General features: G+C 65.5%; 15 protein-coding genes and 2 tRNA genes. 4 read left to right on the forward strand and 13 right to left on the reverse strand.

Annotated elements, in window-relative coordinates; translation table 11 throughout:
- Positions 1-8 precede the first annotated feature (8 nt).
- Both AC5W54_RS18860 and AC5W54_RS18865 read right to left on the reverse strand, forming a co-directional pair.
- Positions 9-1,352 carry an HlyD family type I secretion periplasmic adaptor subunit gene (locus AC5W54_RS18860; RefSeq protein ID WP_495963641.1) on the reverse strand — a complete coding sequence of 448 codons (1,344 nt, stop codon included), beginning with the start codon at positions 1,350-1,352 and terminating at the stop codon, positions 9-11.
- Positions 1,352-3,118: a type I secretion system permease/ATPase gene (locus AC5W54_RS18865; protein WP_495963642.1), complete on the reverse strand. Its 1,767-nt coding sequence runs from the start codon at positions 3,116-3,118 to the stop codon at positions 1,352-1,354. Before AC5W54_RS18865 ends, AC5W54_RS18860 begins: the two co-directional genes overlap by 1 nt.
- 369 nt (positions 3,119-3,487) lie before the next feature.
- Between AC5W54_RS18865 and AC5W54_RS18870 the strand changes: the two genes are divergently transcribed.
- The gene (locus AC5W54_RS18870) at positions 3,488-5,368 is read left to right on the forward strand and encodes an alginate biosynthesis protein (RefSeq protein ID WP_495963643.1); all 1,881 of its coding nucleotides are present in this window, start codon (positions 3,488-3,490) and stop codon (positions 5,366-5,368) included.
- A 91-nt stretch (positions 5,369-5,459) separates the two neighbouring features.
- On the opposite strand, the gene sucD is transcribed toward AC5W54_RS18870, so the two are convergent.
- The 5 genes from sucD to AC5W54_RS18895 form a co-directional block, all read right to left on the reverse strand.
- On the reverse strand, positions 5,460-6,332 hold the full coding sequence (gene sucD, locus AC5W54_RS18875; protein WP_495963644.1) for a succinate--CoA ligase subunit alpha: 873 nt from the start codon (positions 6,330-6,332) through the stop codon (positions 5,460-5,462).
- Positions 6,332-7,498 (reverse strand): ADP-forming succinate--CoA ligase subunit beta, encoded by a 1,167-nt coding sequence (gene sucC, locus AC5W54_RS18880; RefSeq protein ID WP_495963645.1) that lies wholly within the window; start codon positions 7,496-7,498, stop codon positions 6,332-6,334. The genes sucD and sucC overlap by 1 nt, the downstream gene beginning before the upstream one ends.
- A 137-nt stretch (positions 7,499-7,635) precedes the next feature.
- Entirely contained in the window at positions 7,636-9,075 is a 1,440-nt protein-coding gene (lpdA, locus tag AC5W54_RS18885) for a dihydrolipoyl dehydrogenase (protein ID WP_495963646.1), read from the reverse strand.
- 52 nt (positions 9,076-9,127) lie between these two features.
- Positions 9,128-10,690: a 2-oxoglutarate dehydrogenase complex dihydrolipoyllysine-residue succinyltransferase gene (gene odhB / locus AC5W54_RS18890; protein WP_495963647.1), complete on the reverse strand. Its 1,563-nt coding sequence runs from the start codon at positions 10,688-10,690 to the stop codon at positions 9,128-9,130.
- 41 nt (positions 10,691-10,731) lie between these two features.
- The gene (locus AC5W54_RS18895; protein WP_495963648.1) at positions 10,732-13,566 is read right to left on the reverse strand and encodes a 2-oxoglutarate dehydrogenase E1 component; all 2,835 of its coding nucleotides are present in this window, start codon (positions 13,564-13,566) and stop codon (positions 10,732-10,734) included.
- 53 nt (positions 13,567-13,619) lie between these two features.
- Between AC5W54_RS18895 and AC5W54_RS18900 the strand changes: the two genes are divergently transcribed.
- Positions 13,620-13,823 carry a hypothetical protein gene (locus AC5W54_RS18900; protein WP_495963649.1) on the forward strand — a complete coding sequence of 68 codons (204 nt, stop codon included), beginning with the start codon at positions 13,620-13,622 and terminating at the stop codon, positions 13,821-13,823.
- On the opposite strand, the gene AC5W54_RS18905 is transcribed toward AC5W54_RS18900, so the two are convergent.
- The 4 genes from AC5W54_RS18905 to sdhC are packed head-to-tail and all read right to left on the reverse strand — an operon-like array spanning position 13,820 to position 17,038.
- A complete protein-coding gene (locus AC5W54_RS18905) occupies positions 13,820-14,530 on the reverse strand; it encodes a succinate dehydrogenase iron-sulfur subunit (RefSeq protein ID WP_495963656.1) in 711 nt (236 codons plus the stop codon). The two genes, AC5W54_RS18900 and AC5W54_RS18905, sit on opposite strands and share 4 nt — an antisense overlap.
- Before the next feature lie 13 nt (positions 14,531-14,543).
- Entirely contained in the window at positions 14,544-16,316 is a 1,773-nt protein-coding gene (gene sdhA, locus AC5W54_RS18910) for a succinate dehydrogenase flavoprotein subunit (protein WP_495963650.1), read from the reverse strand.
- Between the two features lie 3 nt (positions 16,317-16,319).
- The gene (sdhD, locus tag AC5W54_RS18915) at positions 16,320-16,667 is read right to left on the reverse strand and encodes a succinate dehydrogenase, hydrophobic membrane anchor protein (protein ID WP_495963651.1); all 348 of its coding nucleotides are present in this window, start codon (positions 16,665-16,667) and stop codon (positions 16,320-16,322) included.
- Complete coding sequence (gene sdhC / locus AC5W54_RS18920; RefSeq protein WP_495963652.1) at positions 16,661-17,038, reverse strand: succinate dehydrogenase, cytochrome b556 subunit; 378 nt, start codon at positions 17,036-17,038, stop codon at positions 16,661-16,663. The genes sdhD and sdhC overlap by 7 nt, the downstream gene beginning before the upstream one ends.
- A 435-nt stretch (positions 17,039-17,473) precedes the next feature.
- Here sdhC and gltA point away from each other — a divergent pair, with 435 nt between their 5' ends.
- Complete coding sequence (gltA, locus tag AC5W54_RS18925) at positions 17,474-18,775, forward strand: citrate synthase (RefSeq protein ID WP_495963653.1); 1,302 nt, start codon at positions 17,474-17,476, stop codon at positions 18,773-18,775.
- Positions 18,776-18,870: 95 nt separating this feature from the next.
- Entirely contained in the window at positions 18,871-19,761 is an 891-nt protein-coding gene (locus AC5W54_RS18930) for an NAD(P)-dependent oxidoreductase (protein WP_495963654.1), read from the forward strand.
- Positions 19,762-20,311: 550 nt separating this feature from the next.
- Here AC5W54_RS18930 and AC5W54_RS18935 read toward each other — a convergent pair.
- A tRNA-Glu gene (locus AC5W54_RS18935) sits at positions 20,312-20,387 on the reverse strand.
- A 21-nt stretch (positions 20,388-20,408) separates the two neighbouring features.
- Positions 20,409-20,484 (reverse strand) — tRNA-Ala (locus AC5W54_RS18940).
- Between the last annotated feature and the right edge of the window lie 203 nt (positions 20,485-20,687).

The raw sequence follows: 20,687 nt of genomic DNA on the forward strand, positions 1-20,687 counted from the left end.
TCGCACCGTCAACGCCCGCCCTCACTCCCCCGCATCGCGCGCGCCAGCATGTCGGTGAACGGCTTGACGAGATAGCTGGCGAAGGTGCGCTCCCCGGTGCGAATCATGACCTCGGCCGGCATGCCGGCGAGCAGCCGCTGGCCCTCCGGCACCGCCGCCCCGTTCGCCTCGTCGACGCGGATGCGGGCCTGGTAATAGCTCGTGCCGTTCGCCTCGTCCTCGAAGCTGTCGGCCGAGACGTGTATCACTTCGCCCTCGACGGTATCGGTGCGTTGCCGGTCGAAGGCCGTGAAACGGACCTCCGCCGGCAGGCCCGGGTAGACGTTGTTGATGTCATGGTCGGCGATACGCGCTTCGACCACGAAGCCCCCGTCGCCGGGAACGAGCTCCATGACCGGCTCCCCCGGACCGATCACCGCACCACGGGTCCGGGTCTGCAGCCCGACCACGGTGCCCGCTACCGGCGCCGTCACGCGGGTGCGCCGGACCTCATCGTCCAGGGCCGTGATGCGTTGCTCGGCATCGGCGATGCCGGCCTGGGCCTGGCGCAACTGCTCGCCGACGTCCTGGTGGAACTCCTGCAGCCGTGTCTGCTTCTGCAATGCATTCTCACCGATCCGCGACTCGACCTCCGCGATCCGGGCCGATTGGCCGGCGATCTCGCCGCGAGACTCCAGGATCTCCCGCTCCAGTTCCCGCAGGCGCTGTCCATCGCCCATGCCCTTCTCGACCAGCGAGCGGTGATCCTCGGCCTCCTCGCGCAACGACGCGAGCCGTTGGCGGTTGATCTCCACCAGGGCTTCCAGCCCATCGCGCTGTTCGCCCAGCTGTCGCGCCTGCTGATCGAAGGCATCGAGCGTGCCCTGCAAGGCCTGGCGCCGTGCGACGAACAGCCCCCGCTGCACGGCAAGGAAATCGGCGACGCGTCCGGAATCGCTGTCGTGCAGCTCGTCGGGAAATACCAGCCGCTCCCGGCCGGCCAGCTCGGCCAGCAATCGGACCTCGCCGGCACGCTCGCTCAGGTACCGTGACCGGGTGATCTCCAGTTGAGCGCGCGCCCGGGTGTCGTCGAGCACCAGCAGCACATCGCCGGCCTCGACCTGGTCACCATCCTCGACATGGATGGCGCTGACGATGCCGCCCTCGTAGTGCTGAATCGTCTTCTTGAACGAGGCCACCGATACCTTGCCCGGCGCCACCACCACCACCGCCAGGCCGGCCGCCAGCGACCAGCCGCCGAAGCCACCGAAACAGAGCAGCACCAGGGCGATCCCGAGCCGACGGCACGCCCGGTCACTCACCGGCAGGTGCCCCCCGGCCTCGCCACTGGCCTGTCGTGGCCGACCGACCATCAGGACTCCACCTCGGCCCGGTCCCGAGCCGGCCTGGCATCCGGCCCGAGCGACGCGGCCGTCCTGAGCCCCGGCTGGGGGGAAGCTCCCGGCTGGGTCAGCCTGGCCAGCACCCGGTCGCGCGGCCCGAACAGGCTGACCCGCCCCTCCTTGAGCACCAGCAGCTTGTCGACCCGACGCAGCACCCCGGTGCGGTGGCTGATCACCAGCAGCGTCACCCCGTCCTGCCTGAGGCGGGCCAGCGTCTCGCCCAGGGCCCGTTCCCCGCTGTCGTCGAGGTTCGAGTTCGGCTCGTCGAGCACCACGACCACCGGATCGCCGTAGAGGGCCCGCGCCAGGCCGATACGCTGTCGCTGCCCCCCGGAGAGCCCCTGCCCGCGGGGGCCGAGCCGGGTATCGTAGCCCTCGGGCAGCCGCAGGATCATGTCATGCACGCCGGCCCGGTGTGCCGCCTCGACCACTCGGTCGGCGTCGACGCTGCCGAAACGGGCGATATTGTCGGCGATGCTGCCATCGAACAGCTCGATATCCTGTGGCAGATACCCGAGCTGGGGCCCCAGCTCATCGCGACTCCAGCGGGCCACGTCCGCGCCGTCGAGTCGCACCGTGCCCACCTGGGCCGGCCAGATCCCCAGCACGACCCTGGCCAGAGTCGACTTGCCCGACGCACTGGGCCCGACGATGCCCACTTGCTCGCCGCGCTCGATCCTGACGCTGATGCCCCGCAGCACCGGAAACGACGCCCCCGGCGGTCCGGCCGACACCTCCTCGATGTCGATGGTCCCCGAGGGGGCGGGCAGCGCCATCCGTCGCGGCTCGGCCGGGACCTCGGCGAACAGGCGGTCGAGGCGCCGGTAGGCGTCACGCGCCCCGACGAAGCCCTTCCAGCTGCCGATCATCTGGTCGATCGGGGCCAGGGCCCGCCCCAGGAGAATCGAGCCGGCGATCATCATGCCCGGCGTCATGCGGCCCTCCAGCACCAGCAGCGCCCCCAGCCCCAGGATCAGCGACTGGCTGAGCAGCCGCAGGGTCCTGGCCAGGTTGGACAGTACCCCGGCACGGTCGCTCGCCCGCGACTGCTTGAGCAGACTGGCATGGTGCCTGTCCGCCCAGCGCTGCATGATACCCGGCAACATGCCCATGGCATGCAGCACCTCGGCGTTGCGCAGGTTGCCATCCGCGAGTTCGCGTGCCCGGACCTGCTCGCCGCCGGACTCGGCCATCAGTCGGCGGGTGGCCCTCTCGTTGGCGACCGCCAGGGCCACCAGCATGACACCGGCCAGGCTGGCGAAGACACCGAACCAGACGTGGAACAGGAACAGCACGGCGAGGTAGACCGGCACCCAGGCGGCGTCGAAGAACGCGAAAGGCCCGCTGCCGGAGAGGAACTGACGCAGGGTGGCAAGATCGTCGAGGGGTTGCGCCGTCTGTCGCCCGGAGGTGCGAAGGCTGCGGTGAAAGATGGCGCGATAGAGGGGCCGTGCGAGCCTTGCATCGAGACGGTTGCCGATGCGTACCATGATGCGGGAACGCACCATTTCCAGCCCGCCCAGTACCGCGAACAGCAGCAGTACGACCAGCGTCAGCATGAGCAGGGTGTCGCCGCTTCGCGTGGGAATGACCCGGTCATAGACCTGCAGCATGTAGAGGGCCGGGCTCAGCATCAGCAGGTTGACGAAGAGACTGAATCCGGCCACGGCGACCAGCGAGGAGTGGCACGCCTCCAGGGCATTCGGCAGCTCGGATGGTTCGTTGTCTGACGCCATGGCACACCATCGGATCGGGGTCGGCAAGGGCGCCAGGGTACCAGCCGGGATGATACTTGATGATTACTTTTATCATACTTTTGTAACACCCTTGTTTAGTACTTCCCCGGATAAAACAGGAAGCGAACCAATGCCTGGCCGATAAAGAATCGAGCAATCAAGGCAGTGTGATTTGCCGAACCGTTCGCCCGGCACATGGCGTCCGGTAACACGTCCCGTGGCGATCGCCACGAACGCCTCGGTGCCCGGTTGTCCTGCACACATTGCAGCCAGTAGCATCCTGCCTCGCGCCCCGATTGGCAGCGAAAATGGCATCGCTCCCGATGACGATGTCCCGCTGCCGAGACCGCTGATTTCCTGGAGGATTGCATGAGCGAGCAGAACGACATCATTCGCGTTGGCACGGGCATCACCGCTGCCGAATTCGAGGCGATGATCGATGATGCGCCTGCCGGCGCCACCCTGGAGCTCGAAGCCGGGCATTACCGGCTGGACGACGCCATCACCATCACGCGCTCCGACATCTCGTTGATCGGTGCGGGCTCCGGGCAGACCACGCTCACCTTCAGTGACGCGGCACTCGCGCGCAACGATGCCCACGCGATCCGGGTCGACGGCAGCGAACGGGAGCACATCGGGCAGCTGTCGCAGGACCATTCCGAGGGTACTCGCCAGCTGGCCCTCGACGGAGATCACGGCCTGGCGCCCGGCGATACCGTCCGGGTCTGGCAGGACAACGACGAGGCCCTCTTCGACGAGATCGGCGACACCTCGTGGCGCAAGGAGCAGTACGCCGAGCTGCGCACCAGCATGGCCAGGGTGGAGGCCGTGGACGGCGATGCGGTCACCCTCGACCGCGGCCTGCACTTCGATTTCGAGGGCGGAAAGACGCAGGTCGAGCGTCTCGCTGCGGCCGATGGCGTCACCCTGGCGGGCTTCAGTCTCGACTTCGAGCTGGGCACGCCCGACAGCGGTGCCTTCGAGAATACTCGTGGCGAGCTGACGGGATACCAGGCCGTGGTGCTCGACGGCACGGTAGATGCCCGGCTCGCCGATATCCAGGTCCTTGACGGCCCCTCCAAGGCCTTCCATTTCGCCAGATCGCTCGATATCGAGGCCAACGACCTGCAGGCGCATGGTGCCTTCAACAAGGGCAGCGGCGGTAACGGCTATGCCTTTGAGCTGCGGGAGAGCTACGACGGCACCTTCGCCGGGCTCGAGGACAGCGGCATGCGCCATGGCCTGCTGTTCGATTCCTGGCGCTCGTCGGTGGGCAACGATATCGAGGTGGCCTTCACCGACCGCGATATCAACTTCCACGGCGGCCTGGATCACGACAACAGCGTGCGGGTCGCGCAATCGATTCGCGACCCGGAGGCCGACGAGCTGTCACCGACGCTGTGGATCAACGAGGGTGGCGAAAGCTTCGGCGCGATCACCGATGCCGAGGCCAATGAGGTGGTCTTCGACTATGTCGTCGGCTCGCGTCGCGGCGACGATATCCAGGGATCGGACGATGGCGTCTTCCTCTACGGTGGCCTGGGAGACGATACCCTGAGTGGCGGGGCCGGCAACGACATCCTCCAGGGCGCCCCCGGTGGTGAATGGTACGGCGGCGACAATCGGCTCGACGGTGGCGGCGGGACCGACACCGCCCGCTATACCCAGGACTACGACCACTACGACATCACCTTCGCCGACGACCACGTCATCATCGAGGGCAAGGGCAGCATCGACACGTTGGTCGACATGCAGTATGCGGTCTTCGCCGACGGCACCACGCTGCACCTCGCCTCGGGCAATGCCTTCGACGGCGAGCCGCTCGCGACGCCCGCCCCCGAGGAGATCCTCGATGGCGATGGCATCCTGCCGAGCCTGATCGACGACGGCACGGACCTTGTCGTCACCGGCAATGTCACCAGCCGCTGGTCGACGGGCCATGTCGCCGAGATCTTCGTCGAGAACGCCTCGGATAGCGACATCCTCGATCCCGAGGTCCGCTTCGAGCTGGCCGACGATATCGACACCCTGTGGAACGGCGACGTCGTCATCGGGGACGACGGCGACTACCGCGTCACCGGCGACGCGCCGCAGGCGCTGGAGCCCGGCGAGGCCTGGCGCTTCGCCTACAAGGCCTACGGTGACGACCCGGCGCTGCCCGACCGGCTGGAGGCCACCGCCGGCGATAGCGATCTCCGGGTGCAGCTGCTGGGCCTCGGCGACACCGTGATCGACGACGTACCGGCCTAGGCTTCCATCGGCCCCGGTGACAACCGGCCCCCCAGGCAGCAGAAAGGGCACCCGAAGGTGCCCTTGCATCGTGCCGGCGAAGACGAGCGGCTTACCAGCCGGTCACTTCCTTCAGCGCATCGCCGATCTCGGCCAGGGAACGCACGGTGCGCACGCCGGCGTCCTCCAGGGCGGCGAACTTCTCGTCCGCGGTGCCCTTGCCACCGGAGATGATCGCCCCGGCGTGACCCATGCGCTTGCCCGGAGGCGCGGTGACGCCGGCGATGTAGGAGACCACCGGCTTGGAGACGTTGGCCTTGATGTAGGCGGCCGCCTCTTCCTCGGCGGTGCCGCCGATCTCGCCGATCATCACGATCGCCTCGGTCTGCGGGTCCTGCTCGAACAGTTCGAGGATGTCGATGAAGTTGGAGCCCGGGATCGGGTCGCCGCCGATACCCACGCAGGTGGACTGGCCGAAGCCGTGGTCGGTGGTCTGCTTGACCGCCTCATAGGTCAGGGTCCCGGAACGCGACACGATGCCGACCCGACCCGGCTGGTGGATGTGGCCCGGCATGATGCCGATCTTGCACTCGCCCGGGGTGATCACGCCGGGGCAGTTGGGGCCGATCAGGCGCACGCCCAGCTCGTCGCACTTCACCTTGACGTCGAGCATGTCCAGGGTCGGAATGCCCTCGGTGATGCACACGATCAGCTTGATGCCGGCGTTGGCGGCCTCGAGGATGGAGTCCTTGCAGAACGGCGCCGGCACGTAGATGACGCTGGCCTCGGCACCGGTCTCCTTGACGGCCTCCTTGACGGTGTTGAACACCGGCAGGCCCAGGTGCTCCTGGCCACCCTTGCCCGGGGTCACGCCACCGACCATGCGGGTGCCATAGGCGAGCGCCTGCTCGGAGTGGAAGGTCCCCTGGCCGCCGGTGAAGCCCTGGCAGATGACCTTGGTGTTCTTGTCGATCAGGATACTCATTACTTGCCCTCCGCTGCCTTGACGACCTGCTGAGCCGCATCGGTCAGGCTGGTAGCAGCGATGATGTTCAGTCCGCTGGAGGCCAGCTTCTCGGCCCCCAGCTCGGCGTTGTTGCCTTCCAGACGCACCACGACGGGCACGTTGACGCCGACCTGCTCGACAGCACCGATGATGCCCTCGGCGATCATGTCGCAGCGCACGATACCGCCGAAGATATTGACCAGCACGGCCTTCACGGAATCGTCGGAGAGGATCAGCTTGAAGGCTTCCGCCACGCGCTCCTTGGTCGCACCGCCGCCCACGTCAAGGAAGTTGGCCGGTTGGCCGCCGTTGAGCTTGATGATGTCCATGGTGCCCATGGCCAGGCCGGCACCGTTGACCATGCAGCCGATGTTGCCTTCCAGCGCCACGTAGTTCAGTTCCCAGGCGGCTGCCTCGGCCTCGCGCTCGTCTTCCTGGGACGGGTCGCGCATCGCCTGCAGGTCCGGGTGACGATAGAGGGCGTTGCTGTCCAGATTGATCTTGGCGTCGAGGCAGTGCAGGTTGCCTTCATCGGTGATCACCAGCGGGTTGATCTCGAGCAGCGCCAGATCCTTGTCATGGAACAGCTTGGAGAGGCCCAGGAAGATCTTGGTGAACTGCTTCACCTGGTTGCCGGACAGGCCCAGGGCGAAGGCCAGTTCACGCGCCTGGTACGGCTGGGCGCCGACCAGCGGGTCGATCTCGGCCTTGAGGATCTTCTCGGGAGTCTCCTCGGCGACCTTCTCGATCTCCACGCCGCCCTCGGTGGAGGCCATGAAGACCACGCGACGGGTGGTGCGGTCGACCACGGCGCCCAGATAGAGCTCGCTGGCGATGTCGGTGCAGTTCTCGACCAGGATCTTGGCGACCGGCTGACCGTTCTCGTCGGTCTGGTAGGTCACCAGGTTCTTGCCCAGCCACTGCTCGGCGAAGGCCTTGGCCTCCTCCGGGCTCTTGATCAGCTTGACGCCGCCGGCCTTGCCGCGACCACCGGCGTGGACCTGGGCCTTGACCACCCACATCTCGCCGCCGATCTTCTTGCAGGCTTCCGCCGCTTCCTCGGGAGTGTCCACGGCGAAGCCCTTGGACACCGGCAGACCATAGTCGGCAAACAGCTGTTTGCCCTGATACTCGTGAAGGTTCATCGATTCATGCCATTGGTTGCATGTGACTCGAACGGTAACCACGCCGGCACTCGGGTGGCGCGGCGTTCAGGCTACCACCGACCCCCTCCGATACATGGTCGGAAGGGATGCGCCGCCCGCAGGCGGCGCTTCTTGTCCTACTTGCGCTTCTTGCGATTGGCCATGTGGATGGCATGGCCTTCCACGGCCAGCGCCGCCTCGTGCACCGCCTCCGACATGGTCGGGTGAGCATAGCAGGTCAGCGCCAGGTCCTCGGCGCTGGAGCCGAATTCCAGGGCGATCACGCCCTGGGCAATCATCTCGCCGGCGTGCTGGCCGACGATGTGCATGCCCAGCACGCGGTCGGTCTCGGCGTCGGCGATGATCTTGGCCTGGCCCTCGGTGGCATTATTGGCCATGGCGCGGCCACTGGCGGCGAACGGGAAGGACCCGGTCTTGACCTCGATGCCGGCCGCCTTGGCTTCCTGCTCGGTCATGCCGACCCAGGCCACCTCGGGGAAGGTGTAGATGACGCTGGGGATGGCGTCGTAGTTCATCTCGGCCTTGTGGCCGGCGATGATGTCCGCCACCATGATGCCCTCTTCGGACGCCTTGTGGGCCAGCATCTGACCGCGCACGCAGTCGCCGATGGCGTAGACGTTCGGCACGCTGGTGCGGCACTGGTCGTCGACGAAGATGAAGCCGCGCTCGTCGAGCTTGACGCCCACGCCGTCTCCCACCACGCCCTGGGTATAGGGGCGGCGGCCGACGCAGACGATCAGCTTGTCGAAGGTCGCTTCCTGCTCGCCCTTGGCGTCGGTGTACTTGACGACGACTTCCTTGCCCTTGACCTCGGAGCCGGTGACCCGGGTGCCCAGACGAATGTCCAGGCCCTGCTTCTTGAGCAGCTTCTGGGTCTCCTTGGCGATGGCGGTATCGACCATCGGCAGGAAGGTGTCCATGGCTTCCAGCATGGTGACCTCGGCGCCCAGGCGGCTCCAGACGCTGCCCAGCTCCAGGCCGATGATGCCGGCGCCGATCACGCCCAGCCGCTCGGGCACCTCGTCGAACTCCAGCGCACCGGTGGAGTCGACGACCATACCCTCGACCAGCGGGGTCGGCGGGATCTCCACCGGCACCGAACCGGCGGCGATGACGATGTTGTCGGCCTCATAGGTGGTGGCCTTGCCATCCAGGCCGGTGACCTCGACCTGCTTCGAGGAGGTCACCTTGCCGGTGCCATCGATGGCGGTGACACCATTGGCCTTGAACAGACCGGAGATGCCGCCGGTCAGGTTCTTCACGATCTTTTCCTTGCGGGCCATCATCTTCTTGACGTCCATGCTGACGTCACCGGCCTGGATCCCGATGTCATCGAAGTCATGCTTGGCCTCGACGAACTTGTGGGAGGCCTCGAGCAGCGCCTTGGACGGGATGCAGCCCACATTCAGGCAGGTACCGCCGTGGACGACCTTGCCTTCCTTGTTCAGCCACTTCTCGACACAGGCGGTCTTCAGCCCCAGCTGGGCGGCGCGGATGGCGGCCACGTAGCCCCCGGGGCCCGCACCGATGACGATCACATCAAATTTATCGGCCATGTAGTTTTCCTGTTGATCGGTTCGCGTTTGAGTCCGTTGAGTCGGGCGCTGCCTAGATGTCCAGCAGCAGGCGTGCCGGATCCTCGAGCAGTTCCTTGAGGGTCACCAGGAACCGCACCGCGTCCTTGCCGTCGATCATGCGGTGATCGTAGGACAACGCCAGATACATCATCGGGCGGACCTCGACCTTGCCGTTGATCGCCATGGGACGCTCCTGGATCTTGTGCATGCCCAGGATCGCCGTCTGCGGTGGGTTGAGGATCGGCGTAGAGAGCAGCGAGCCGAAGATACCGCCGTTGGTGATGGTGAAGGTGCCGCCCTGCATCTCGTCGATGCCGAGCTTGCCGTCTCGGGCGCGCTTGCCGAAGTCGACGATGCCCTTCTCGACATCGGCGATCTTCATGCTGTCGGTGTCACGCAACACCGGGACCACCAGGCCACGGTCGGTGGAGACGGCCACGCCGATGTCCTGATAGCCGTGGTAGACGATGTCGGTGCCGTCGATGGAAGCGTTGACGTCGGGGAAACGCTTGAGCGCCTCGCTGGCCGCCTTGACGAAGAAGCCCATGAAGCCGAGCTTGGTGTCGTGGGCCTTGAGGAAGGTGTCCTTGTACTGGGCCCGCAGGTCCATCACCGCACCCATGTCCACCTCGTTGTAGGTGGTGAGCATGGCGGCGGTCTGCTGGGCCTGGACCAGGCGCTTGGCGATGGTCTGGCGCAGGCGGCTCATCGGCACGCGCTTCTCGGGACGCTCGCCTTCGACCGCCGGGGCGGCGGCAGCCGCCTGCTTCGGTGCGCTGGCCGGCTCGGCAGCCTTCCTGGCGGTGCCGTCCTTGATCGCCTTCTGGACGTCCTCCTTGAGGATGCGGCCGCCCTTGCCGGTGCCCTCGATCCGGCACACGTCGAGCCCGTGCTCGGCCACCATCTTGCGGGCGGCCGGGGCGAGGATCTTGTCCCCCACCTTCTCGTCGCCGGCACCGTCGTCGGCGGAAGCGGCAGGCACCTCGTCGGCCGCCGTGGCGGCGCTGCCGGCACCCTCGGCAAACAGCGCCAGCACCGCCTCGGATTCGACCTGGCTGCCCTCCTCCGCCTTGATCTCGGAGAGCGCGCCGTCGGCCGGCGCCACCACCTCGAGGACGACCTTGTCGGTCTCGATGTCGGCCAGCACCTCGTCGCGCTTGACCGCCTCGCCGACCTGCTTGTGCCAGGTGGCAACGGTACCCTCCTGGATCGATTCGGGGAAGGTCGGAGCCTTCACCTCGTGGGACTTGCCGCCTCCGGCCGGCGCCTCGGCCCTGGCGTCGTCCTTCTGCTGCGCCTTCTGGTCGGCCTTGGCAGCGGGCTTCTTCTCGCCCTTGTTGCCGGCGCCCTCGACCGCCCCTTCGCCGATGCGCCCCAGCACCTGCTCGGAGGCCACGGTATCGCCTTCCTCGGCCAGCACCTCGGAGAGGGTACCGGCCTCCGGGGCCAGCACCTCGAGCACCACCTTGTCGGTCTCGATCTCGACGATCAATTCGTCACGCTCGACGCTGTCGCCTGGCTTCTTGTGCCAGGCGGCCACGCTGCCTTCGGCAACGGATTCCGGAAAGGTGGGTGCCTTGATCTCGGTAGCCATGTCGTATCCCTTGTATGTTCTCTCTCGTCCCGGTGGTCGCTTCAGGCGTTGAAGGCGTCTTCCACCAGCTGGCGCTGCTGTTCGGTGTGCACGGACATGTAGCCCGCCGCGGGTGCCGCCGATGCCGGTCGTCCGGCGAACTTCAGTTCCCGCCCCAGGCCATCACGGAGCATGTCGGCCACCGCACGCATGTGGTGCTGGCTCGAGTACCAGGCCCCCTGGTTGAGCGGCTCCTCCTGGCACCACACGACGTCGGTGACGTTGGTGTAGGCCTTGATCGCCTCGAAGAGCTCCTCCTTGGGGAAGGGATAGAGCTGCTCGAGGCGCAGGATGGCGACATCGTCGCGGGCGTTCTCCTCGCGCCAGTTGGCCAGGTCGTAGTAGACCTTGCCGGCACACAGCACGATGCGCTCGACCTGGCCGGCCTCGAGCCGCCCCTGGTCGGGCAGCACCATCTGGAACCGACCGTGGGCCAGCTCCTCGAGGGCCGAGGTCGCCTCCTTGTGACGCAGCAGACTCTTGGGCGACATCACCACCAGGGGCTTGCGCAGCGGGCGGATCACCTGGCGACGCAGCAGGTGGAAGATCTGCGCCGGGGTGGTCGGCACACAGACCTGCATGTTGTGCTCGGCGCACATCTGCAGGAAGCGCTCGAGGCGGGCCGAGGAGTGCTCGGGTCCCTGGCCCTCGTAGCCATGCGGCAGCAGCATAGTCAGGCCACACAGCCGGCCCCACTTGGTCTCGCCGGAGGAGATGAACTGATCCACCACCACCTGGGCACCGTTGAAGAAGTCACCGAACTGCGCCTCCCAGACGATCAGCGCATTGGGCATGGTGGTGGCGTAGCCGTACTCGAACGCCAGCACGGCCTCTTCCGAGAGGAAGGAGTCGTGGATGGTGAAGCGCGGCTGGCCGTCGGCCATGTGCTGCAGCGGCACGTAGGCGCTGCCATCCTTCTGGTTGTGCACCACGGCGTGGCGGTGGGAGAAGGTCCCGCGGCCGACGTCCTGGCCGGTGATGCGCACCGGGTGCCCCTGGTCGAGCAGGGTGGCATAGGCCAGGGTCTCGGCGAAGCCCCAGTTCAGCACCAGGCCACCGGCCTGCATCTTGCGGCGATCCTCGTAGATCTTGGCCACCTGGCGCTGCACGGAGACGCCATCGGGAATCTCGCACATCCTCGCCGCCAACTGCTGCAGACGCTTCATGTCGACGGTGGTGTCGGCGTCGCCGGTCCACTCATGACCCAGGTAGGGCTTCCAGTCGACGAACAGCGCGGTGTTGGGCTCCTGCACCAGGGCGTTGGCCACGTGATTGCCGGCCACCAGGTCGTCGCGGTAGGTCTCGACCATCGCCTTGACCGCCTCCTCGCTGACCACCCCCTGCTTGACCAGACGCTGGGCGTAGAGGGTCCGGGACGACGGGTGCTGCTTGATCTTGCTGTACATCATCGGCTGGGTGCCGGAGGGCTCGTCGGCCTCGTTGTGGCCGCGCCGGCGGTAGCAGACCAGGTCGATGACCACGTCCTTGTGGAACTGCTGGCGGTAGTCCAACGCCACCTGGGTGGCGTGCAGCACCGCATCGGCGTCGTCGCCGTTGACGTGGAAGATCGGCGCCTGGACCATCTTGGCGATGTCGGTGCAGTACTCGGTGGAGCGGGAGTCCAGCGGATTGGAGGTGGTGAACCCGACCTGGTTGTTGATGACGATGTGCACCGTGCCGCCGGTCTTGTAGGCACGGGTCTGGGACATCTGGAAGGTCTCCATGACCACGCCCTGGCCGGCGAAGGCGGCATCGCCGTGCACGTTGATCGGCAGCACCTTGCTGCCATCGTCATCGTCGCGACGGTCCTGGCGGGCACGCACCGAGCCCTCGACCACCGGGGAGACGATCTCCAGGTGGGAGGGGTTGAACGATAGCGCCAGGTGCACCTCGCCACCCGGGGTCATGACGTTGGAGCTGAAGCCCTGGTGATACTTGACGTCACCGGAGCCACGCTCGATGACCTTCTTGCCGTCGAACTCGTCGATCAACTCGGAGGGGTTCTTGCCGAGAATGTTGACCAGCAGGTTGAGGCGCCCGCGGTGGGCCATGCCGATGACCACTTCCTTGGTCCCGTAGCCACCGGCGCGCTGGATCAGCTCGTCCATCATCGGAATGAAGGCCTCGCCGCCCTCCAGTCCGAAGCGCTTGGTCCCCGGGTACTTGGAGGCCAGGTAGCTCTCCAGCCCTTCGGCCGCGGTCAGCCGCTCGAGCACGTGCTTGCGTACGTCATCGCTGAAGCGGGGCGCCGAACGCACCGACTCGAAGCGCTGCTGCAACCAGCGTTTCTCCTCGGTGTCGACGATGTGCATGATCTCGCAGCCGATGGAGCGGCAGTAGGTCTGCTCCAGCGCCTCGACGATCTCCTTGAGCGGCGCCTTGTCCAGGCCCATGAAGAAGGAGCCGGTCTGGAACTCGGTGTCCAGGTCGGCCTTCGAGAGCTGGTGGAAGGAGAGGTCGAGATCGGGGACGGGGGTCGGGCTGCGCAGGCCGAGCGGGTCGATGTCGGCCTTCTGGTGCCCGCGGAAGCGATACGCGTTGATCAGCTGGAGAACTCGAACCTGCTTCTTGTTCTCGCCGCTTTCGGTGGCCGTTGTGGCCTGGGTGGCACGTCGGTTCTTGCCGAGCTGGTAGAATTGGTCGCGGATCGGGGCAAGCGGAACGTCGTGTGAAGCACTGCCTTCAGGACGCGGCAATTGATCGAAATAATTGCGCCATTCGTCAGGGACAGCCTGAGGATCGTCGAGGTACTGCTCGTAGAGCGCTTCCACATAGTGGGCATTTCCGCCACTGACATGGGAGGAGCGCCACATCAACTCCATTATGCCTTGTTGCATCTCTCGGTCACCCTGCACTGATGGGGTGTTGTCGGCGTCGCCAGGATACGGGCATGGCGACATCGGTGGTGCCCTGCCGGTGGGGCGTCTGCATCTCCGGCGACTCCGGCCGGAAGCCGGAAACCCTGAATCTCGATGGTCAAGAGCCGGTGCCCAAGGCACCGGCTCTTCACACTACTGTGCCGTTCTTCGGCTGCGACGAAGGGTCGCAGCCGAAAGCCGGGGCACATGATAACAAGCCGGGCGCCACGATTTAAGTGGCATTGGCCAGCAACATCTCGCGGATCTTGCCGATCGCCCGGGTGGGATTGAGCCCCTTGGGACACACCGCCACGCAGTTCATGATGCCGCGGCAGCGAAACACGCTGAACGGGTCCTCGAGTTCGGTCAGGCGCTCGCGGGTGGCCGTATCGCGGGAGTCGGCCAGGAAGCGGTAGGCCTGGAGCAGGCCGGCCGGCCCGACGAACCTGTCGGGGTTCCACCAGAACGACGGACAGGAGGTCGAGCAGCAGGCACACAGGATGCACTCGTAGAGACCGTCGAGCTTGTCGCGCTCCTCCGGTGACTGCAGGCGCTCGATGGCCGGCGCCGGCTCGTCGTTCTGCAGGTACGGCTGGATGCGCTCGTACTGCTTGTAGAACAGCCCCATGTCGACCACCAGGTCGCGAATGACCGGCAGGCCCGGCAGCGGACGCAGCGCCAGCTTGCCGTGCTTGACCACTTCGGAGAGCGGGGTGATGCAGGCCAGGCCGTTCTTGCCATTCATGTTCATGCCGTCGGAGCCGCAGACCCCTTCGCGGCAGCTGCGGCGGTAGGCCAGGCCATTGTCCTGCTCCTTCATCAGGTGCAGCACGTCGAGCACCATCAGGTCACGGCCCTGGGTGTCGACCTGGAACTCCTGCATATAGGGCGCGGAGTCGGTTTCCGGGTTGTAGCGGTAGATGGATACCTGAAGCGTGGACATCATGACTCCCCTCTCAATAGGTGCGGACTTTCGGCTCGAAGGTATCGACCGTTCTGGGCGCGAAGTTGACATCGCGCTTGCCGACGCGCTTCTCGGTCGGGAAGTAGAGCGAGTGCTTCAGCCAGTTGACGTCGTCGCGATCCGGATAGTCGTAGCGCGAGTGCGCACCCCGGCTCTCCTTGCGGTCCAGCGCCGCGATGGCGGTGGCCTCGGCGACCTCCATCAGGTTGTCCAGCTCCAGGGCCTCGACACGGGCGGTGTTGAAGGCGTTGGACTTGTCGGGCAGGTGCGCCTTGGCGATCCGCTCGCGCAGCTCTGCCAGCTGCCCCACCCCCTTCTGCATGTTCGCCTCCTCGCGGAACACGCCGAAGGAGTTCTGCATGATGCTCTGCAGCTCACGCTTGAGATCGGGCACGGTCTCGCCTTCGCCGGACTCGTTCCAGCGGCTCATGCGCGCCATGGCCGAGTCGATGTCGGACTCGGACGCCTCGAGGTAGTCGATCCCCTCGTTGAGGGCGCCCTCGATGAACATGCCGGCCGCCCTGCCGAACACCACCAGGTCGAGCAGCGAGTTGCCGCCCAGGCGGTTGGCGCCATGCACGGAGACACAGGCCGCCTCACCGCAGGCGAACAGGCCGTTGACGATGCGGTCGTTGCCATCGGCGTCCTGCATGATCGCCTGGCCATGCACGTTGGTCGGGATCCCGCCCATCATGTAGTGACAGGTCGGCACCACCGGGATCGGCTCCTTGGCCGGATCCACATGGGCGAAGGTCTTGGACAGCTCGACGATACCCGGCAGGCGCTTGCCGAGCACCTCTTCACCGAGATGGTCGAGCTTGAGGAAGACGTGGTCGCCGTGCTCGCCGCAGCCGCGGCCCTCCAGGATCTCCATCACCATGGAGCGCGCGACCACGTCGCGGCCGGCGAGGTCCTTGGCATTGGGGGCATAACGCTCCATGAAGCGCTCGCCGTCCTTGTTGACCAGGTAGCCACCCTCGCCGCGGCAGCCCTCGGTCACCAGGGTGCCGGCACCGTAGATGCCGGTCGGGTGGAACTGCCACATCTCCATGTCCTGCATCGGGAAGCCGGCGCGCAGCGCCATGCCGATGCCGTCGCCGGTGTTGATCAGGGCGTTGGTGGTGGAGGCGTAGATGCGGCCGGCACCGCCGGTGGCCAGCACGGTGGCCTTGGACTTGACGTGAACCACCTCGCCGGTCTCGATGTCCATGGCGATACAACCCACCACGTCACCGTTGGCGTTCTTGACCAGATCGACCGCGTACCACTCGTTGAGGAAGGTGGTATGGTTCTTCAGGTTGTTCTGGTAAAGGGTATGCAGCAGGGCATGGCCGGTGCGGTCGGCCGCGGCACAGGTACGGGCCGCCTGGCCGCCCTCGCCGAAATTCTTGGATTGGCCGCCGAAGGGGCGCTGATAGATGCGGCCGTTGTCGAAGCGGGAGAACGGCAGGCCCATGTGTTCGAGCTCGAATACCGCCTTCGGCCCTTCGGAACACATGTACTCGGCCGCGTCCTGGTCGGCGATGTAGTCGCCGCCCTTGACGGTATCGTACATGTGCCAGCGCCAGTCGTCGTTGGGGTCGGCGGAGGCGATGGCGCAGGTGATGCCGCCCTGGGCGGACACGGTGTGCGAACGGGTCGGGAAGACCTTCGACAGCACGGCGGTCTTCTTGCCGGACTTGGCCAGCTCGAGGGCGGCTCGCAGGCCGGAACCGCCGCCACCGATGATGATCGCGTCGAAAGACAGGCTACGCATGTTGGACATGGATCAGGCTCCCCACAGAATCTGAATGCCCCAGACCAGGAACACGAAGATGGCCAGGATGATAAGGGTCTGGATGCCGACGCGCAGGCCGGTCGGCTTGAGATAGTCGGTGGTCACGGTCCACAGCCCGATCCAGGCATGGGCGGCAATGGAGACGAAAGCCAGCAGCGAGAAGATACGCATCCAGGTCTGGGCGAACAGACCGCTCCAGGTGGCGTAATCGAGCCCCGGGTTGAACAGCAGGTAAGCGACGATGAAGAGTGTGTAGAGCGCGAGGATGATCGCCGAGACACGCTGGACCAGCCAGTCGGAGAGGCCGCTGCGCCCGAAGTTCGTGATGTTGGTTACCATACCCAGACTCCCGCCAGAATGATCAGAACGGCACTCACCACCACGGTGATCTGCGCCTTCTTGATGCCGCCCTCGAGGGTCACGCCGATGTCGATATCCATCAGTAGATGCTTGATACCGGCCACGAAGTGGAAGGCCAGCGCCGACAGCAGACCCCAGGCGATCAGCTTGACCAGAAAATTGTTGGCCAGGGCGTCACGAACCGCCTCGAATCCCGCCGGGGACGACAGGGACTTATCGAGCGCCCAGAAGGCGAAGATCAGGCCGATGAAGAGGATGACGCCGGTGATGCGGTGGGCGATCGACGTCAGGGCGGGGAGGGGAAACTGTATCGTGGAGAGATCCAGATTTATGGGTCGTTTGCTATTCACGGCTCTATACACACTCTCTTGGCCCGCTCTACGACAGGTCGGGCATGGCCCGAGCGGGCGGTGGTTTCGGGAAGGCTTCGGCCGTTGCCTCGTGCGGCAAGACCACCTTTTCCTGCCAGTCGCGCGGGATGGATTATAGGGACATGGCTGTCCCATGACAAATGGACACCGGCCCGACTCGACCATGGTGCTAGGCACCCGCGGGGCCTTTCCAGGCGGCTTCGCCCGCCCTGCCGATGCCAACTGCCCGCAATGGTGCAAAGCACCAATTCTTCCACTAAAGCCATACAAGACTGACATAGCGTACAAGGAAAGCCCAGCCATGGGCTAATTGACAATCGCTGGGACGCTTCTATAGTGGGCGAACCTTTTCGCCGGCAACTTCAGCGAACTCACGACATTTCGTTCCACCCTGCACTCGAGAGGAGGCCAGATATGGCTGACAGGAAAGCGACACTGACGGTAGACGGTCTGGAGACGACGATCGAGCTGCCGGTCTACTCGGGCTCCCTGGGGCCTGACGTGATCGATGTCCGCGGCCTGGGCGCGGAAGGCCTCTTCACTTACGACCCCGGCTTCATGGCGACGTCTTCCTGCCAGTCCGCCATCACCTACATCGATGGCGGCAAGGGCGTGCTGCTGCACCGCGGCTATCCGATCGACCAGCTGGCCAAGGAGTCCAACTTCGTCGAGACGTGCTACCTGCTGCTGTTCGGCGAACTGCCCAACGACGCGCAATACGCCGACTTCGAGTCGCGGGTGCGCAACCACACCATGGTCCACGACCAGATCAACAACTTCTTCAAGGGCTTCCGCCGCGACGCCCACCCGATGTCGATCCTGTGCGGCGTGGTCGGCGGCCTGGCGGCCTTCTACCACGACCACATGGACATCACCCAGGAAGAGGACCGCGAGATCAGCGCAATCCGCCTGATCGCCAAGATGCCGACCCTCGCGGCGATGTCCTACAAGTACAATGTCGGCCAGCCGTTCAACTATCCGCGCAACGACCTGAGCTATGCAGAGAACTTCCTCTACATGATGTTCAGCAACCCCTGCGAGGAGTACCGGATCAACCCGGTCTACGCCAAGGCCATGGACCGCATCTTCATGCTCCACGCCGACCACGAGCAGAACGCCTCCACCTCCACGGTGCGCCTGGCCGGCTCGACCGGCGCCAACCCCTTCGCCTGCATCAGCGCCGGTATCGCGGCCCTGTGGGGCCCGGCCCACGGCGGTGCCAACGAGGCGGTGCTGAAGATGCTCGACGAGATCGGCGACGACTCCGAGGAGAACATCCAGCATTTCGTCGACCGCGCCAAGGACAAGGACGACCCGTTCAAGCTGATGGGCTTCGGCCACCGCGTCTACCGTAACTTCGATCCGCGCGCCAAGGTGATGAAGGAGACCTGTGACGAGGTGCTGGCCGAGCTCGGCATGGCCGACGACCCGCAGTTGAAGATCGCCAAGCGCCTGGAGCAGATCGCCCTCGAGGACGAGTACTTCATCGAGCGCAAGCTCTACCCGAATGTCGACTTCTACTCCGGCATCATCCTCAAGGCCATGGGCATCCCGACCAACATGTTCACGGTGATCTTCGCCGTGTCGCGCACCATCGGCTGGATCTCCCACTGGCACGAGATGCTCAGCGACAGCTACAAGATCGGTCGCCCGCGCCAGCTCTATACCGGGCATACCCAACGCGACTACCCTGCCAAGGACTATCCTGCCAAGTAAGTCGGCAGGCAGCGGCCCTGGCCGCGACGTGACGGAAAGCCGCCCTCGGGCGGCTTTCTGCGTCATGCAACCCGCAGAAAGGAAGGAGCATCAGGATGAGCAGCAGCATCTCGACAGTGGCCTTCATCGGCCTGGGCGTGATGGGCTACCCCATGGCCGGCCATCTGGCCCGGGCCGGGCTCGCCGTACGCGTCTACAACCGCACCGAGGCCCGCGCCGAGGCCTGGGTCGCCGAGCACGGTGGCAGCCGCCACCCCACCCCGCGCGTCGCCGCCGACGGCGCCGACCTGGTACTGGTCTGCGTCGGCAACGACGATGACGTGCGCCAGGTGACCACCGGCGAGGACGGCGCCCTGCACGGCATGGCCCGGGGCAGCCTGCTGGTGGACCACACCACCGCCTCGGCAGACCTGGCCGAGGAACTCGATGACGCCTGCCGCGAGCGTGACATCGGCTTCATCGACGCCCCGGTCTCCGGCGGCCAGCAGGGGGCGGAGAACGGCACCCTGACCATCATGTGCGGCGGCGCCGAGGGCGACTTCGAGCGTGCCCGCCCCGTTCTCGCCCGCTACGGTCGCGCCGTGACCCTGATGGGCGCTGCCGGCAGCGGCCAGCTGACCAAGATGGTCAACCAGATCTGCATCGCCGGCCTGGTCCAGGGCCTCGCCGAGGGCTTGCACTTCGCCGAGCAGGCCGGCCTCGACCAGCAGCGCGTCGTCGACGTCATCGCTCAAGGGGCCGCCGGCTCCTGGCAGATGACGAACCGCCACAAGACCATGATCGATGATGAGTACGAGCACGGCTTCGCGGTGAACTGGATGCGCAAGGACCTGGGCATCTGCCTCGAGCAGGCACGGCGCCTCCAGGCCCGCCTGCCAGTGACGGCCCTGGTCGATCAGTTCTACGGCGACATCCAGGCCATGGGGGGCGGTCGCTGGGACACCTCCTCGCTGTTGCGCCGCCTCCGCGCCCCGGGCCGCGACTGATCCCGACATCCGGCGGCCACGCCCCGTCCGTGGCCGCCAGGCACTCGTCCCATGCGGAGCTCCGGCTTCTCACACCAGGGTATTACAATTCTCATCCTTACAAGGATGAGCCTTCTCCTCGAACTCGGCGCCGTGTTTTCCACACATTCTGTGGATAAGCCTGTTCACAACCACTCGAAAAGGCCGTCGAATCGCCATGAAATGGGGAACCACCTTAGATTGGTCAATTTTTGACCTTTTATAACCTCATGATTTTAAAGAGATTAATGAGAAACCCCGTAACCATGCGGGTTGGCGACAAAGCTGTGCACAGACGATCCGCCGGAGGCCGGCAAGGTGGACAAGTCAGGACTGATGTCAAGCCTTCCAAGGTCGGAATGTAACGAGACGTCAGGATCTCGACGTCGGCTTGTAACGGGATGTCAGTATTAGACGGCCGGCCAGCGCCCACCGCTACCGGAGCGTCTCCACCGACGGGCAAAGACGAAAAAAGACGCTACGAGGCGTCTGCGCTTGTCGCCACGGGAGGGCGACGGAGGGGAAAGCGAAGTGGCGTCCCATAGGGGGTTCGAACCCCTGTTCCCGCCGTGAAAGGGCGGTGTCCTGGACCACTAGACGAATGGGACGCAGTGTCTCCTATCGAGATATGGTGGAGCCTAGCGGGATCGAACCGCTGACCTCAACACTGCCAGTGTTGCGCTCTCCCAGCTGAGCTAAGGCCCCGTGTCTCGTGAAGACGGAGCGTATAGTACTGATTCGCCTCACCTTCGTCAACAGGAAAAGCACCGATTTATCGCCCCCTGTAGACATGATGGATTGACCTGCCCCGCCTCAACGTCGTGGGTTACGTTGAGGTAGGGACCAGAACACAGAGCCACTATTGAGGGAGGCAGGTCATGAATCAGTCTAACGCAACTCAGCAATCC

This window comes from Halomonas sp. LMYGS-3 (assembly GCF_059509875.1).

Coding starts and splice junctions, on each gene's coding strand:
- AC5W54_RS18860 (WP_495963641.1), bottom strand. CDS start 1,352: ATGGTCGGTCGGCCACGACAGGCCAGTGGCGAGGCCGGGGGGCACCTG.
- AC5W54_RS18865 (WP_495963642.1), bottom strand. CDS start 3,118: ATGGCGTCAGACAACGAACCATCCGAGCTGCCGAATGCCCTGGAGGCG.
- AC5W54_RS18870 (WP_495963643.1), top strand. CDS start 3,488: ATGAGCGAGCAGAACGACATCATTCGCGTTGGCACGGGCATCACCGCT.
- sucD (WP_495963644.1), bottom strand. CDS start 6,332: ATGAGTATCCTGATCGACAAGAACACCAAGGTCATCTGCCAGGGCTTC.
- sucC (WP_495963645.1), bottom strand. CDS start 7,498: ATGAACCTTCACGAGTATCAGGGCAAACAGCTGTTTGCCGACTATGGT.
- lpdA (WP_495963646.1), bottom strand. CDS start 9,075: ATGGCCGATAAATTTGATGTGATCGTCATCGGTGCGGGCCCCGGGGGC.
- odhB (WP_495963647.1), bottom strand. CDS start 10,690: ATGGCTACCGAGATCAAGGCACCCACCTTTCCGGAATCCGTTGCCGAA.
- AC5W54_RS18895 (WP_495963648.1), bottom strand. CDS start 13,566: ATGCAACAAGGCATAATGGAGTTGATGTGGCGCTCCTCCCATGTCAGT.
- AC5W54_RS18900 (WP_495963649.1), top strand. CDS start 13,620: ATGGCGACATCGGTGGTGCCCTGCCGGTGGGGCGTCTGCATCTCCGGC.
- AC5W54_RS18905 (WP_495963656.1), bottom strand. CDS start 14,530: ATGTCCACGCTTCAGGTATCCATCTACCGCTACAACCCGGAAACCGAC.
- sdhA (WP_495963650.1), bottom strand. CDS start 16,316: ATGTCCAACATGCGTAGCCTGTCTTTCGACGCGATCATCATCGGTGGC.
- sdhD (WP_495963651.1), bottom strand. CDS start 16,667: ATGGTAACCAACATCACGAACTTCGGGCGCAGCGGCCTCTCCGACTGG.
- gltA (WP_495963653.1), top strand. CDS start 17,474: ATGGCTGACAGGAAAGCGACACTGACGGTAGACGGTCTGGAGACGACG.
- AC5W54_RS18930 (WP_495963654.1), top strand. CDS start 18,871: ATGAGCAGCAGCATCTCGACAGTGGCCTTCATCGGCCTGGGCGTGATG.